Below are 14,412 nucleotides of genomic sequence, written 5' to 3'. Positions count from 1 at the left end.
GCGGGACAGATGCGGGACCGCGGGCAGCCTACTCCCAGCCGGCGGGGAAGGCCAAGCCTTTGCCCCCGAAGCAGGGCGCATAGGCGGCTTGTGGCCCGCGCATGGGCACAAGTATTTGTAAACGGTTGAGTTTTCGCTCTCTGCCCGAGCGGGCTTAGGACGCCTTGCGGGTCTCGTCGACGCCGATGAAGCCGCCGGACTGGCGCTCCCACAGCTGGGCGTAGAGGCCGCCCTGGGCCAGCAGCTCGGCATGGCTGCCCTCTTCGACGATGTGGCCCTTGTCCATCACCACCAGCCGGTCCATGGCGGCGATGGTGGAGAGGCGGTGGGCGATGGCGATCACCGTCTTGCCGGTCATCAGGTGCTGCAGCTGGCTCTGGATCGCCGCCTCGACCTCGGAGTCGAGCGCCGAGGTCGCCTCGTCGAGCACCAGGATCGGGGCGTCCTTCAGGATCACCCGCGCGATGGCGATGCGCTGGCGCTGGCCGCCGCTGAGCTTCACGCCGCGTTCGCCGACATGGGCGTCGTAGCCGCGCCGGCCGCGCAGGTCGCGCAGCTCGGGGATGAAGCCGGCCGCCTCGGCCAACTCGGCAGCGCGGCGCATGTCGGCTTCGCTGGCCTGCGGCTTGCCGTAGACGATGTTGTCGCGGATCGAGCGGTGCAGCAGGGCGGTGTCCTGCGTCACCATGGCGATCTGCGCGCGCAGGCTGGCCTGAGTCACCTCGGCGATATCCTGGCCGTCGATCAGGATGCGCCCGCTCTCCAGGTCGTAGAAGCGCAGCAGCAGGTTCACCAGGGTCGACTTGCCGGCACCTGAGCGCCCGACGATGCCGACCTTCTCGCCCGGCTGCACCGTCAGCGAGAGGCTGTCGATGATGCCGCCTTCCTGGCCGTAGTGGAAGCCGATCGCCTCGAAGCGCACCTCGCCTTCGCGGACGGCGAGGTCGTGCGCGCCCGGGCTGTCGGTGACGGCATAGGGCTGCGAGATGGTTTCGATGCCGTTCTGCACCGTGCCGATGTTCTCGAACAGGCTGGTGACGGTGCGCAGGATCCAGCCCGACATCTGGGTGAGGCGGATGATCAGGCCGATGGCCACGGCAATGGCGCCGACGGTGATGGCCGTGTCCATCCACAGCACCAGGGCCAGCCCGGTGACCGCCAGGATCAGGGCGGTGTTGAGCAGCGTCAGCGTCACCGTCATCAGGAAGATCGCGCGCATCAGCTGGCGCAGGTTCAGGGTGTGGCGGTCGATCACCTCGGCGACGAAGTCTTCTTCGCGCTCGGCATGAGCGAACAGCTTCACCGACTGGATGTTGGTGTAGCTGTCGACGATCCGCCCGGTCAGGGTCGAGTTCGATTCCGAAACCGCCGCCGACTTGCGGCGCACCGGCGGCACCATGAAGTAGATGACGGCCGCATAGGCCAGGGTCCATACCAGCACCGGCAGCAGCAGACGCCAGTCGATGCCGGCGAAGAGTGCCAGCGTGCCGACCAGGTAGATGAGCAGGAACCACACGCCGTCGATGACATTGATGACCGCCTCGCGCACCGCGTGACCGGTCTGCAGCACCTTCTGGGCGATGCGCCCAGCGAAGTCGTTCTGGAAATAAGTCAGGCTCTGGCGCACCACGTAGCGGTGGTTCAGCCAGCGCACCCGGTTGGTGAGGCCCGGCGCGATGCTGAGATTGATCAGGCCACGCGACACCAGGGTCGCCAGCGGACGCAGGAACAGCGCGACGAAGGCCATGCCGGCCAGCATCCAGCCGTGTTCGGCGAGGAAGTTCTCCGGCGTGCTCACGGTCACCCAGTCGACCAGCACGCCGAGGAAGGCATAGAGCGCGAGTTCGGCACCGGCGGCGATGCCCGAGATCGCCAGGGTGACGATCAGCAGCCCGCGGATCGGCCCCAGGAAATGCCAGAAGAACGCCACCGTGCCTTTGGGCGGGCGGGTGATGTCGGACGGGGCGAGGGGGTCGAACAGGCGCTCGAAGAAGGCATACATGCTGGGCGGTTTGCGGCTCGCTGGCTAGGGGTCGCGGTCGGGTGGATACCTCATACTTGGGGGCGGCCGCAGGCGAAGGCAAATCCGCCGCAAATTCTTGCCGCCAGAAGGATGATAGCAGCTATCCTCGCCACCAGCCGTGCGAAATGGTCAGGGCTGCTGCCCCCCGTCGCCGCCCAACGGCGGCGGGCATGTCAGGAGAAAAGCAAGATCATGCGTAAAAGCGTTGCAGCCTGGGCCTTCGCCGGGTCGCTGCTGCTGACAGCCTGCACGGCGCCCGCGCCCTCAGGGGACCTGGCGCCAGATCCGGCAGAGGAAGCGATCCTCGCCGATTTCCACCGCGTCGCCTATGGCCAACCCACGATCAGCGGCGGCCATCTGGCCAAGTGGACGGGCCCGATTCGCGCTGCCGTGATCGGTACTGACAGGCCGGACTATCGCTCGGCGGCGCGGCGCCACCTGGCCGAACTCGCGGACCTCACCGGTCTTGCCATCGCCGAGGCGCCGGCGGATCAGGCGAACCTGCTGGTCTTCTATGACGACGATCCCTTCGCGGCTGTGCGTGACAACCGGAGCCGCTTCGCCCACCGCATCGCCGATCCGTCGAGCTTCGACAGGCGGCTGGACGCCATGGCGCCGGATGCCACCTGCTTCGGCTTCCTGTGGGGCGGTTGGCCGGGCGGGCAGGGCATCGGCTTCGCCGTGGTCTTCCTGCGTACCGACCGCGGCGACCGCACCGTCGAGGGCTGCCTGGTGCAGCAGACGACACAGGCGCTGGGTCTCCTGCACGATCTCGATCCGAGTGCCGAGTCGGTGTTCGGCGATGCGGGCAAGTACGTCGCCCTCACGCCGCAGGATCGCCTCATTCTGCGCCTACTCTACGACCCGCGCCTGAAGCCCGGCATGGGCTGGGCCGAGGCGGAGCCGCTGGCCCGCGCGGCGCTGCGCGACCTGCGGAAGGGGGGCGGGGGATGAGAGGCTTCATCATTTTGGCGTTCCTGCTGGTGGCAGCCACAACACCGGTGCAGGCGGAGATCGTGGCGGGTTATTCCTGCGGATATTACTTTCCGGATTCCGAGACTGCACCGCCGGAAGTTCGAGAGTTGTTGGAGAAGGTCTCCCCTGGTGCGATCAAGTCCTGCTCGGTCTGGGGTGATCCGGAAACCAGGACCTATGATTTCGTATCCGTGCCTCTGCACCACCCCTTCGGTGTTTGTCAGGTCACAATGCGCCGGTTGTTCCACGAAGATGGCAACTGGACGCATACGCCCCCAGCGGACAAGCCATATCTAGGCGACCGCAGCGTGTCGATGATGGTTGCTGAGGGAGATTGTCCGCGTCAGGACGACCCGCGCTATGTCATCACGAATGATATCAGCCCGGGTGTATTTCTGGCAGCAGTTCGGGTATGGGAAAGACTTTCCTCGGCAAGTGGTCCTGATGCCTTGGCCGACGTGACCTTTCCCTCCGCTCGGGCAGGTCAAATATTCCGGGACTTCGAAAGCGAGTTCGGTCTGTGGAAATCGTTCAAGCTGGTGGGCGTGAGCTTGTCGTCGGCCGCGGCGCATTCTCCCGCTTATTACCATCTGGACCTTGAGGGGAGCCCTACGAACTGGACACTGCTCTTCGATTTCATGGACGAAGAGCCTGTCGTCGTTGGCATCGGCACCTTCGTATACTGATCGGCGCGGACTAGCTCGGACGGCTAGACCTTTTGTCTCAAAGGCTGAGACTCACTGTTTCACAATTGCGGCTTTTGCGGCCTGAGCTTAGCATGAACGCCGATTCCCATGGTTGGAACCTAGGGAGAGGGAGCGTTCAGGGGTGGGCGAGCGCGCGATGATTCTCTTCGAGAACGCCCGGCTGTTCGACGGCTTGGGCGGCGAACTGCGTGACGGCCACCACGTCCTCGTCGAGGGCGAGCGCATCAGGGAGGTCTCGGACAAACCCATCAAGGCAGCGAACGCCGAGGTCATCGACCTCAAGGGGCGCACCCTCATGCCTGGCCTGATCGACGCGCACTTCCATGCCATGGCGGCGGAGCCCGACTTCACCAAGATGGAGGGGCTGCCGCGCTCCTACCTGCACCAGCATGCAAGACACCTCTTGGAGGCCGCGCTGAAGCGCGGCTTCACCACGGTGCGCGATGCCGGCGGCGCAGACTACGGCCTGGCGATGGCGGTGAAGGCGGGGCTCATCGAGGGGCCGCGGCTGTTCTATGCCGGCCGCGCGCTGACCCAGACCGGCGGCCACGCCGACTTCCGCGGCCTGGAAGCAAGTCACGGCGACTATTGCTTCTGCAGCCAGAGCGGGCCGATCTTCGGTGTCATCGCCGACGGCGTGCCGGCGGTGCAGAAGGCGGCGCGCGAGGAGCTGCGCCGCGGCGCCACGCAGATCAAGATCATGGCATCCGGCGGTGTCTCCTCGCCGACCGATCCGATCTGGAACCTGCAGTACTCGGAACAGGAGATCCGCGCCATCGTCTGGGAAGCGCAATCGTGGCGTACCTACGTCATGGCACACGCCTATACGCCGGAAGCGATTGCGCGCTGCGTGGCTTTCGGGGTGCGCTCCATCGAGCACGCCAACCTGATCGACGCGGCAACTGCTAGACAGTGTGCGGAGGCCGGCGCTTACGTCGTGCCGACGCTGGTGACCTACCAGATGCTGGAGCGCTTCGGCGCCGAACTCGGTCTCCCGGCGGTCGGCCTGGAGAAGCTGAAGGTGGTGCGCGCGGCCGGCGTGCAGTCGCTCGAGATCCTGAAAGCCGCCGGCGTGTCGATCGGCTTCGGCACCGACCTGCTGGGCGCCATGCAGCAGCACCAGTCGCACGAGTTCGCCATCCGCGCCGAGGTGCTGTCGCCGGCGGAGATATTGCGCTCGGCGACCTCGGTGAACGCGGCGCTGCTGAACGCCGAGGGCGACCTGGGCGTGGTGGCGCCCGGCGCCTATGCCGACCTGCTGGTGGTCGACGGCGATCCGCTGGACGACCTCGCCCTGCTGGAAGACCAGGGTGCGCACCTGCCGGTCATCATGAAAGGTGGCATCTTCATGAAGCGGGCGCTGCCGTGAACCGGGCGCTGTAAGGCCGGGCAAGCGGCTTGTTTTGCGCGACCGGCTCGTAATAGGCTAACCCTGTTCGGGCGGCTTTTCGCAAGTATTATCAGCAGTTGCATTCTTCAATAACTAAATCAACGGTTGAGGACGATTGGGTCCGGCGGAACATCGACAGGGGGATGCGGCAAATGATGAAGAATAGAGCTGGAAGATTGAGGCGTGGGTTCTTCGCGGTGGCTGCCGCCGCCGGCATTCTCGCCGGCGGCCTGGGCGCCGAAGCGAAGACCTTCAAGTGGGCCTTCCAGGGCGACATCCAGACGCTCGATCCCCACGGTCTGTTCGAGACCTTCACCCTAGGCTTCCAGCTGAACTTCTACGAAGGCCTGGTGTCACGCACGCCGGATCTGCAGCTGCAGCCGGGCTTGGCGACCTCGTGGGAGAACGTCGAGCCGACGGTCTGGCGCTTCACGCTGCGCCAGGGCGTGACCTTTCACAACGGCAACAGCTTCAATGCCGACGACGTCATCTTCTCGGTCCAGCGGATCAACTCCGAAGGCTCCGATATGAAGGTGATCGCGACTCTCATCAAGGAGGCGGTGAAGGTCGACGACTACACGGTCGACCTGGTGACCGATCAGCCCAATCCGATCCTGCCGCTTCAGCTCGAGATCTTCATGATCATGGACAAGGAGTGGTCGGAGGAGCACGGCACCACCGGAGCGACCAACGTCAAAGGCGACGACCAGGGCAATTACGCCAACCTCAACGCCAACGGCACCGGCCCCTTCATGATCAAGGAACGCCAGCCGGACGTGCGCACCGTGCTGGTGCCCAATCCGAACTGGTGGGGTGACGCACAGAGCAACGTCACCGAGGCGGTCTTTACGCCGATCGGGCAGGACGCGACGCGCGTGGCGGCGCTGATTTCCGGCGACGTCGACATGGCCTACCCGGTACCGGTGCAGGACTGGAAGCGGCTGGAGGACGCCGATGGCGTCAGTCCGCTGACCGGCGCCGAGGCGCGCACCATCTTCCTCGGCTTCGACCAGGACCGCGACGAACTGCTGTATTCCAGCGTGAAGGGCAAGAACCCCTTCAAGGACCAGCGCGTGCGCCAGGCCTTCTATCAGGCCATCGACATCGAGGCGATCAAGGACAGGATCATGCGCGGCGCCGCGACGCCCAGCAACCTGATGATCGCGCCGCAGATCAACGGCTTCAACCCGGCGCTCAACGCACGGCTGCCTTACGACGTCGACAAGGCCAAGGCGCTGCTCGCCGAGGCCGGCTATCCGGACGGCTTCACCGTCACCATGGACTGCCCCAACGACCGCTACGTGAACGACGAGCGGATCTGTCAGGCGGTGGCCTCGATGCTCGCCCGTATCGGCGTGAAGATCGACCTCTTGGCGCAGACCAAGTCGAAGTACTTCGCCAAGGTGCTGGCGCAGAACGGCTACGACACCTCGTTCTACCTGCTGGGCTGGACGCCCTCGACCTTCGATGCTCACAATGTCATCGACTCGATCATGTCCTGCCGGGTGGACGGCAAGGGCTCCTTCAATCTCGGCGGCTACTGCAACAAACGGGTGACCGAGCTGTCGGACCTGATCCAGGTGGAGACCGACCAGGAGAAGCGCCAGGCGCTGATCGACGAAGCCAACAGGATTCACGCGGATGAGGTCGGCCATATTCCGCTGCACCAGCAGCCGCTGTCATGGGGCGTCAGCGACAAGGTGAGCGTGGCCCAGCGCGCCGATGACATGTTCCACCTGCGGCACGTGACGGTGAAGTAGCCAGGGTGCTATGAAGGGGGCCCGGGCCGTTCCGCCCGGGCCCCTTTTTGATTCGGGTCAGGTGATGTTCGTTCTCTTCGGCGCCAGGGTCTGGGTCCCATGATCGCCTTCATCGTCCGGCGGCTGTTGCAGTCTGTGCTGGTGATGCTGGCGGTGGGCTTCATCGCTTTTTCGCTGTTCACCTACGTCGGCGACCCGGTCAACAACATGGTCGGCCAGGATACCACCCTGGAGCAGCGTGCCGAGCTGCGCCAGCGCCTCGGCCTCGATGATCCCTTCGTCGTGCAGTACGGCCGCTTCCTTGTGAAGGCCGTGCAGGGCGACTTCGGCATTTCCTACCGACATCGCCGCCCGGTGGCCGAGCTGATCGCCGAGCGCGTGCCGGCGACCCTGGAGCTCTCCTTCGTCGCCGCCGCGCTGGCCCTGTTCATCGGCGTGCCCATGGGAGTCTACACCGGTCTCCACCGGCGCGGCTTCCTTTCGCAGACCTTTCTGGCCGTTTCCTTAGTCGGCATCTCGCTGCCGACTTTCCTCATCGGCATCCTGCTGATCCTCGTCTTCGGCGTCATGTCGCAGGACATCAACGCCGCGCTCGGCTTCACCCTGGTGCCGCAGCTGCCCACCTTCGGGCGCGGCGATACCGTGCAGCTCGGCTGGTGGTCGACCGGCTTCCTAACCACCTCGGGACTGCTCGCCCTCATCCTGCCCTCGGTCACCCTGGCGCTGTTCCAGATGACCCTCATCATGCGCCTGGTCCGCTCGGAGATGCTGGAGGTGCTTCGCACCGACTACATCAAGTTCGCCCGCGCGCGTGGACTCTCCAACCGGGCGGTGAACTTCGGCCACGCGCTGAAGAACACCCTGGTGCCCGTCATCACCATCACCGGCCTGCAGCTCGGCTCCATCATCGCTTTCGCCCTCATCACCGAGCAGGTGTTCCAGTGGCCCGGCATGGGCCTCCTGTTCCTGCAGGCCATCACCGAGGTCGATATCCCGGTGATGGCGGCCTACCTGATGCTGGTCGGCTTCTTCTTCGTCGTTATCAACCTCATCGTCGACCTGCTTTACTATGTGGTCGATCCCCGCCTGCGCGCCGACAAGGTCGTCGCCGGCGGCCACGGCTAGGGGGCGGAATGGGCGTCGGCGGAGAACGGCAGGATGAAGCGGCAGCGGCCGGTGCCGTCGCGCGCCTCGGCGACGTCTTCAGGCGCTTCTTCGACAGCGATCTCTGGCACTCCTTCACGCGCTCCCCCGTGGTGGTGGTCTCCGCGCTTGTCACCCTGGCCGTCGTCGGCGCGGCCCTTTTCGCGCCGCTCATCGCGCCACACAATCCCTTCGACCTGGCCAGCATCGACCTGCTCGATTCCGAGATCCCGCCGGTTTGGCTCGACGGCGGCGACCCGCGCTTCCTGCTCGGCACCGATGCCGAGGGGCGCGACATTCTTTCGACCATCATCTACGGCGCGCGCATATCGCTGGGCGTCGGCTTCGCCTCGGTGCTTTTCGCCATGGTACTGGGCGTCGGCCTCGGCCTGCTTAGCGGCTACCTCGGCGGCACCGTGGATGCCGTCATCATGCGCATCGCCGACGTCCAGCTGACCTTTCCGGCCATTCTTATCGCTCTTCTGATCGACGGCCTGTCGCGCGCCGTGCTGCCGCGCGACCTGCACGGCGACATCTGGTTCACCGTACTGGTGCTCGCCATCGGGCTGTCGTTCTGGGTCCAGTACGCCCGCACCGTGCGCGGCTCGGCGATGGTTGAGCGCGGCAAGGAATACGTTCAGGCCGCGCGCGTCATCGGCGTGCCGCCGTTGCTCATCATGCTGCGCCATGTGCTGCCCAACGTCATGGGGCCAGTGCTGGTGATCGCCACCATCAACCTCGCCATCGCGGTGATCACCGAGGCGACGCTGTCCTTCCTCGGCGTCGGCGTCCCGGCGACCTCGCCGTCGCTCGGCACGCTCATCCGCGTTGGCAACGACTTCCTGTTCTCGGGCTCGTGGTGGATCACCATCTTCCCGGGTGCCGCGCTGGCCATCCTGGTGCTCGCCGTCAACCTGCTGGGCGATTGGCTGCGCGACGCCCTGAACCCGAAGCTGCGGTGAGCGCGATGCCGTCGGACAGCGCGAAGAAGGCTCTGCTGCAGGTCGACAATCTGTGCATCGAGATTCCCGGCCGCCGCGGCACACTGGTCGCCGTCGACGGCATCTCCTTTGAGATCGGCGAGGGCGAGGTGCTGGGCGTGGTCGGCGAGTCGGGGGCCGGCAAGTCGCTGACCGGCGCGGCCGTCATCGGCCTCCTGGAGCCGCCCTGCCGCATCGCCGGCGGCGAGATCCGCTTCGACGGCCGGCGCATCGACAATCTGCCCTACGAGAAACTGCGCCGCATCCGCGGGCGCCACATCGGCATGGTGTTCCAGGACCCGCTGACGTCGCTGAACCCGCTCTACACCGTCGGGCGACAACTGACCGAGACCATCCTCACCCACACCGATCTCAGCGAGAAGGGCGCCCGCAAGCGGGCCGTCGAACTGCTACAGGAGGTCGGCATTCCGGCCGCCGAGCGGCGCGTCGACCAGTACCCGCACGAGTTCTCCGGCGGCATGCGCCAGCGCGTGGTCATTGCGCTGGCGCTCTGCGCCAATCCGCGCCTCATCATCGCCGACGAGCCGACGACGGCGCTGGACGTCTCCATCCAGGCGCAGATCATCACTCTTTTGAAGCGGCTCTGCCGCGAGCACGGCGCCGCCGTCATGCTGGTGACCCACGACATGGGCGTGATCGCGGAGACCGCCGACAGAGTCGCGGTGATGTACGCCGGGCGCATCGTCGAGATTGGCCCGGTGGCCGAGGTGGTGCTGCGGGCCAGGCACCCCTACACCGTCGGACTCATGGGCTCGATCCCGCTGGTCGGCCACGACGTCGAGCGCCTGACCCAGATCGACGGCGCCATGCCGCGTCTCGATGCCATTCCGGCCGGCTGCGCCTTCAACCCGCGCTGCCCCAAGGTCTTCGAGTACTGCCGGCGCGCCCGTCCCGAGCTTGAATCCGTCGGCGCGCCCCAGGACTCCTGCCGGGCGGCCTGCTGGCTCTATGACGACGCGGCGATGCGGAGCGCGACCCATGAGTGAGGCGATGGTGCAGGAGCAGGCGGACGTGCTGGTCGAGGTCGAGGGCCTTGCCAAGCTGTTCGACGTCTCGCCGCCGCTGCTGAACCGCCTGCTGCAGGGTCAGAAACGCGTGCTGCTGAGTGCGGTCGACGACGTTTCCTTCAGGATTCCGCGCGGCAAGACGTTCAGCCTGGTCGGCGAGTCCGGCTGCGGCAAGTCGACGGTGGCGCGGCTCGTGGTCGGCCTGCACGGGCCGACGCGCGGGCGCATCGTCATCGACGGCGCCGACCTGGCGAAGCTGCGGACGCAGGCAGAGATCGCACCGGTCCGCCGGCGCCTGCAGATGATTTTCCAGGATCCCTATGCCAGCCTCAATCCGCGTTGGCGCGTCGCCGGCATCATCGCAGAGCCGATCCGTGCTCATAGGATCCTCAGCGACCGCAAGGCCATCGCCGCGCGGGTGGGCGAGCTGCTGGAGCAGGTCGGCCTCGCCGCCGCCGACGGCGAGAAGTTTCCGCACGAGTTCTCCGGCGGCCAGCGCCAGCGCATCTCCATCGCCCGCGCGCTGGCCAGCAATCCGGAGTTCCTGGTCTGCGACGAGCCGACTTCGGCGCTCGACGTATCGGTGCAGGCGCAGATCCTCAACCTGATGAAGAGCCTGCAACGGGAGTTGGGGCTGACTTATCTCTTCATCAGCCATGACCTGGCGGTGGTCTATCATATTTCCGACTTCGTCGGCGTCATGTACCTCGGCCGCCTGGTCGAGTGGGGCGAGGCCAAGGCACTCTTTGCCCGCCCGCAGCACCCCTATACACGCATGTTGCTGGATGCGATCCCCGACCTTGAGATGACCGGCCGGGCCCGCATTCCGGTGGCGGGCGAGGTGCCGAGTCCCATCGCGCCGCCGCCAGGCTGCCATTTTCACCCCCGTTGCCCCTTCGCCGAGGCGCGCTGCCGCCGCGAGGCGCCGAAACCCTTGGCGACGGCGGCGGGTGAGGTATCCTGCCATGCTGTGGAGGAAGGCCGCCTGCCGCCGCGCGGCGCCGTCCCCCGCTGAGCGCTGTTACGAGAGGATTCATTCCATGGCCGTCATCAACCGCATCGCCGAGTTCCACGACGAGATCAAGGGCTGGCGCCGCGATATCCATGCCCATCCGGAGACCGCCTTCGAGGAAGAGCGCACCGCCGACTTCGTGGCGGAAAAGCTGGCTGAGTTCGGCATCCAGGTGCACCGCGGCCTCGCCAAGACGGGTGTGGTCGGCGTGCTGGACGGCCAGAGCAATGCTTCGGGCCGCGCCATCGGCCTGCGCGCCGACATGGACGCGCTGCACATCCAGGAACTGAATGGTTTCGATCATCGCTCGCGCCACGACGGCAAGATGCACGCCTGTGGCCATGACGGTCACACGGCGATGCTGCTGGGCGCCGCCAAGTACCTTGCCGAGACGCGCAACTTCGACGGCCGCGTCACCTTCATCTTCCAGCCGGCCGAGGAGAACGAGGGCGGCGGCCGCGTGATGGTGGAGGAGGGCCTGTTCGATCAGTTTCCGGTCGAGGCGGTCTACGGCCTGCACAACATGCCCGGCATGCCGGTGGGCACCGTCTCGCTGCGCAGCGGCCCGGCCATGGCTGCTTTCGACATCTTCGAGATCGTGGTGACCGGCAAGGGCACCCACGCCGCCATGCCGCAGCTCGGCATCGACCCCATCGTCACCGGCGCGCAGATCGTATCGGCCCTGCAGACCATAGCCAGCCGGCGCACAGCGCCGATGGATTCCGTGGTGGTCAGCGTGACGCAGTTCCACGCCGGCGATACCTGGAACGTGATCCCGGAGACCGCCGTCATCCGCGGCACCGTGCGCTCCTTCAAGAAGGAGACCCAGGACCGCATGGAGCAGGACATCCAGCGCATGGCCCGCGCCATCTGCGAGTCTCAGGGCGCCACCATGACCCTGCGCTACGAGCGGCGCTACCCCGCGCTGGTGAACAGCGAGGCGGAGACCGGCATCGCCGCGGCGGCGGCCGCCCGCGTGGTCGGCGAGGACAAAGTGGTGAACGGCGCCGAGCCGCTGATGGGCTCGGAGGATTTCGCCTACATGCTTCAGGCCAAGCCCGGCTGCTACGTCTGGCTCGGCAATGGCACCGAGGGCGGCCCCGGCGGCTGCGCCGTGCACAACCCGCACTACGACTTCAACGATGACATCGCCGTGGTCGGAGCCAGCTACTGGGCAACCCTGGTCGAGCAGGTACTGCCGCGCTGAAGGCCGCCTGCCGGGGCTTTTTGGGGATTTTGCGGACAGCGGTTGCCGCTCGCCGCAAAAGAGATATCCTCCAGGAGTGTACAACTCGGCGGAGCACGGCCGATTGAATGAGTAAGCCCCCGCAGGAGCGTCGCTACGCCGCCGATGCGGCACCGCTGTCGGCGCTGTCGCACCCGGAACACGTCTGGCTGCACGACTACTGGCAGGCGCACCGGCCGGGGGGCGGCCTGCCGGCCCGCAAGGACATCGACCCGACCGAGTTCCCCAAGAAGATCCTGCCGCGCCTGGCCGTCATCGCGGTGGAGCCGGCCGACGGCGGCTACCGCTATCGCTACCGGCTGGCCGGCACCGAGATCGTCTCGCGCGCCGGACGGGATCCGACCGGCAAGACCTTCGAGGAACTCTATCAGGGCGATTATCTGGCGAGCGCCAACGGCCTCTATGACGAACTGCGCCGGGATGCCCGGCCGCACTTCTCCCAGCGGGTCTACCCCATCGGCGACGGCGAGAGCTACCTGCGCTATGACCGCCTGATCCTGCCGCTGGCCGCGGATCACAGCCGCGTCGATCAGTTCCTGCTGCTCATCGTGGTGGTGGAACAGTCCGGCCCGGTCCACCGCGAAGGCAGTTTCGAGCGCGCCGGCAAGCCCAGGAAGGGCTGAGAGGCGCCCCTTTCCGCTTGCCATCTGAGGTTAATGACCTCACATCGGGAGGTGATTCTTCCGCGTGGTATTGTCCGATCTCCATGTCTCCTCAGCCTGATCCTGTCGATCTGCCGCCGCAGCCTCCCCGCCGCGGGGGCGAACCGATGTTCAACCTGCCGCGGGGCACGCTGTGGCTGACCCTCGCGATCGTCGCGGTTTTCGGCCTGCAGAATGCCCTGGAAGGCGCGTCCTGGCGCTGGCTGTTCACGACCTTCGCTTTCATTTCCCAGGTGTTCTGGCCGCCGGGTGCCGGCGCGCCGACCGCCCAGGGCCTGATGACCCTGGTCAGTTATGCTTTCCTGCATGCCGATTTCATGCACCTGGCGCTGAACCTCGGATTCCTGCTCGCCTTCGGCAGCTTCGTCGAGCGCCAGCTGGGGCTCGTGCGTTACCTGCTCCTCTTCGCGCTGACCGCGGCGGCCGGGGCGCTGACCGAGTTCTATTTCGCAGGGCCGGGGCCGGTGGCGCTCATCGGTGCCTCCGGGGCGGTCTACGGCATGACCGGCGCGGCCATGCGCTTCATGTTCGCCGGCGGCGGCTCCGACCAGCGGCGCCGCGCGCTGATCTTCGTGCTGGTCTTCCTGGGCCTGAACCTGGTCTTTGGCATGACCGGCCTTGCCGACTTCCTGGCCGGAGCGTCCGTGGGCTGGAAGGCTCACGCCGGCGGCTTCGTCGCCGGCGCGCTGCTGTCCTTCCTGCTGGGGACGCCGCGGCGGATCCAGATGCTCTGAACCGGCGACTGCGGACCCGCCTGCCTTTGCCGATTGGCTGCCTTTGCGGTTTGACGGGGGATAGCCGGTCTTAGTACCTTCGCCGCGCAGGAATCCGCCCCGCATCCCCGGATGCAGGGCCGGAGCTCGGTCGTCAGGTATGAGGGGGTACGATGAGGGGCTATCAGAAGGGCGCGTCGGCGTTCGCCATTGCGGTTGTGATGCTGGCGACCGCCGGCTGCGGCGGCGGCCCGCGCGGCTTCTACGAGTCGGGCCCGCCCCGCATCCCGCTCGGCGGCAGCTTCACCGTCGAGCCCGGCGAGGATGTCGTCGTCTACGGCGTGCGCTCCCAGCGCTGCGGCATGGAGCCGCCGAGCTTCGAGACGGCCCTGGGCGAGATGTTCAGCGGTGAGGGCTCGCAAGGCCCCAGCGTCGGCGAGGTCTACGATGCCGGCATCGGCCAGAGCGTCGCCTTGCTGTGCGGCGGCACGGTGCCTGTACGTGCCGTCGGCTACCGTGCGCCGGAGGCCTTTGAAGGTGACGTCGCGATGATCTTCTACGGCACCGATCAGGCGACGGTGACCGTTGCCGCCCCGCAGCCGGAACCCGCGCCTGCGGAAGAGCCCGCGCTCGACTCGACCGAGCCGTCGGAGCCCGCGCCGCTGCCGGATCCGGACGTGACGCCGCCTCCCAGCGAGCTGCCCGAACCCATTCCGGAAGCCGGGCCGCCGCCGGACTCCGTTCCGAACAACTAGCGTCATCGCAGACAGGCC

General features: G+C 66.7%; 13 protein-coding genes. 12 read left to right on the top strand and 1 reads right to left on the bottom strand.

Features of this window, described 5'->3' with window-relative positions:
* Positions 1–154 precede the first annotated feature (154 nt).
* Positions 155–2,002, bottom strand: a complete 1,848-nt coding sequence (locus WDC82_RS16300) for an ABC transporter ATP-binding protein (protein ID WP_340118418.1) — start codon at positions 2,000–2,002, stop codon at positions 155–157.
* 213 nt (positions 2,003–2,215) lie between these two features.
* Between WDC82_RS16300 and WDC82_RS16295 the strand changes: the two genes are divergently transcribed.
* From WDC82_RS16295 to WDC82_RS16240, 12 genes are all read left to right on the top strand, one after another.
* Positions 2,216–2,977 (top strand): DUF2927 domain-containing protein, encoded by a 762-nt coding sequence (locus WDC82_RS16295; protein ID WP_340118417.1) that lies wholly within the window; start codon positions 2,216–2,218, stop codon positions 2,975–2,977.
* Positions 2,974–3,684 carry a hypothetical protein gene (locus tag WDC82_RS16290; RefSeq protein WP_340118416.1) on the top strand — a complete coding sequence of 237 codons (711 nt, stop codon included), beginning with the start codon at positions 2,974–2,976 and terminating at the stop codon, positions 3,682–3,684. The genes WDC82_RS16295 and WDC82_RS16290 overlap by 4 nt, the downstream gene beginning before the upstream one ends.
* A gap of 142 nt (positions 3,685–3,826) precedes the next feature.
* A complete protein-coding gene (locus WDC82_RS16285) occupies positions 3,827–5,074 on the top strand; it encodes an amidohydrolase family protein (RefSeq protein WP_340118415.1) in 1,248 nt (415 codons plus the stop codon).
* Positions 5,075–5,271: 197 nt separating this feature from the next.
* Entirely contained in the window at positions 5,272–6,855 is a 1,584-nt protein-coding gene (locus WDC82_RS16280; RefSeq protein ID WP_340118414.1) for an ABC transporter substrate-binding protein, read from the top strand.
* Positions 6,856–6,954: 99 nt separating this feature from the next.
* Positions 6,955–7,980: an ABC transporter permease gene (locus WDC82_RS16275; RefSeq protein ID WP_340118413.1), complete on the top strand. Its 1,026-nt coding sequence runs from the start codon at positions 6,955–6,957 to the stop codon at positions 7,978–7,980.
* Between the two features lie 8 nt (positions 7,981–7,988).
* Positions 7,989–8,960, top strand: coding sequence for an ABC transporter permease (locus tag WDC82_RS16270; protein ID WP_340118412.1), 972 nt, complete (start codon positions 7,989–7,991; stop codon positions 8,958–8,960).
* A 5-nt stretch (positions 8,961–8,965) separates the two neighbouring features.
* Entirely contained in the window at positions 8,966–9,985 is a 1,020-nt protein-coding gene (locus WDC82_RS16265; RefSeq protein ID WP_340118411.1) for an ABC transporter ATP-binding protein, read from the top strand.
* A complete protein-coding gene (locus WDC82_RS16260) occupies positions 9,978–11,021 on the top strand; it encodes an oligopeptide/dipeptide ABC transporter ATP-binding protein (protein WP_340118410.1) in 1,044 nt (347 codons plus the stop codon). Before WDC82_RS16265 ends, WDC82_RS16260 begins: the two co-directional genes overlap by 8 nt.
* Before the next feature lie 25 nt (positions 11,022–11,046).
* Positions 11,047–12,225 (top strand): M20 aminoacylase family protein, encoded by a 1,179-nt coding sequence (locus WDC82_RS16255; protein ID WP_340118409.1) that lies wholly within the window; start codon positions 11,047–11,049, stop codon positions 12,223–12,225.
* A 107-nt stretch (positions 12,226–12,332) separates the two neighbouring features.
* A complete protein-coding gene (locus WDC82_RS16250) occupies positions 12,333–12,887 on the top strand; it encodes a PAS domain-containing protein (RefSeq protein ID WP_340118408.1) in 555 nt (184 codons plus the stop codon).
* A 146-nt stretch (positions 12,888–13,033) separates the two neighbouring features.
* Positions 13,034–13,660 (top strand): rhomboid family intramembrane serine protease, encoded by a 627-nt coding sequence (locus tag WDC82_RS16245; RefSeq protein WP_340118407.1) that lies wholly within the window; start codon positions 13,034–13,036, stop codon positions 13,658–13,660.
* Between the two features lie 152 nt (positions 13,661–13,812).
* Positions 13,813–14,394 carry a hypothetical protein gene (locus WDC82_RS16240; protein ID WP_340118406.1) on the top strand — a complete coding sequence of 194 codons (582 nt, stop codon included), beginning with the start codon at positions 13,813–13,815 and terminating at the stop codon, positions 14,392–14,394.
* Positions 14,395–14,412: the final 18 nt, after the last annotated feature.

This window comes from Pelagibius sp. 7325 (assembly GCF_037652055.1).
Lineage (GTDB): Bacteria > Pseudomonadota > Alphaproteobacteria > Kiloniellales > Kiloniellaceae > Pelagibius.
This window is presented reverse-complemented; position numbering and strand designations above follow the sequence as displayed.

Bases quoted from the DNA above. Each gene is read 5' to 3' on its own strand.
- WDC82_RS16300 (WP_340118418.1), bottom strand. From the start codon at position 2,002: ATGTATGCCTTCTTCGAGCGCCTGTTCGACCCCCTCGCCCCGTCCGAC.
- WDC82_RS16295 (WP_340118417.1), top strand. From the start codon at position 2,216: ATGCGTAAAAGCGTTGCAGCCTGGGCCTTCGCCGGGTCGCTGCTGCTG.
- WDC82_RS16290 (WP_340118416.1), top strand. From the start codon at position 2,974: ATGAGAGGCTTCATCATTTTGGCGTTCCTGCTGGTGGCAGCCACAACA.
- WDC82_RS16275 (WP_340118413.1), top strand. From the start codon at position 6,955: ATGATCGCCTTCATCGTCCGGCGGCTGTTGCAGTCTGTGCTGGTGATG.
- WDC82_RS16270 (WP_340118412.1), top strand. From the start codon at position 7,989: ATGGGCGTCGGCGGAGAACGGCAGGATGAAGCGGCAGCGGCCGGTGCC.
- WDC82_RS16265 (WP_340118411.1), top strand. From the start codon at position 8,966: ATGCCGTCGGACAGCGCGAAGAAGGCTCTGCTGCAGGTCGACAATCTG.
- WDC82_RS16260 (WP_340118410.1), top strand. From the start codon at position 9,978: ATGAGTGAGGCGATGGTGCAGGAGCAGGCGGACGTGCTGGTCGAGGTC.
- WDC82_RS16255 (WP_340118409.1), top strand. From the start codon at position 11,047: ATGGCCGTCATCAACCGCATCGCCGAGTTCCACGACGAGATCAAGGGC.
- WDC82_RS16250 (WP_340118408.1), top strand. From the start codon at position 12,333: ATGAGTAAGCCCCCGCAGGAGCGTCGCTACGCCGCCGATGCGGCACCG.
- WDC82_RS16245 (WP_340118407.1), top strand. From the start codon at position 13,034: ATGTTCAACCTGCCGCGGGGCACGCTGTGGCTGACCCTCGCGATCGTC.
- WDC82_RS16240 (WP_340118406.1), top strand. From the start codon at position 13,813: ATGAGGGGCTATCAGAAGGGCGCGTCGGCGTTCGCCATTGCGGTTGTG.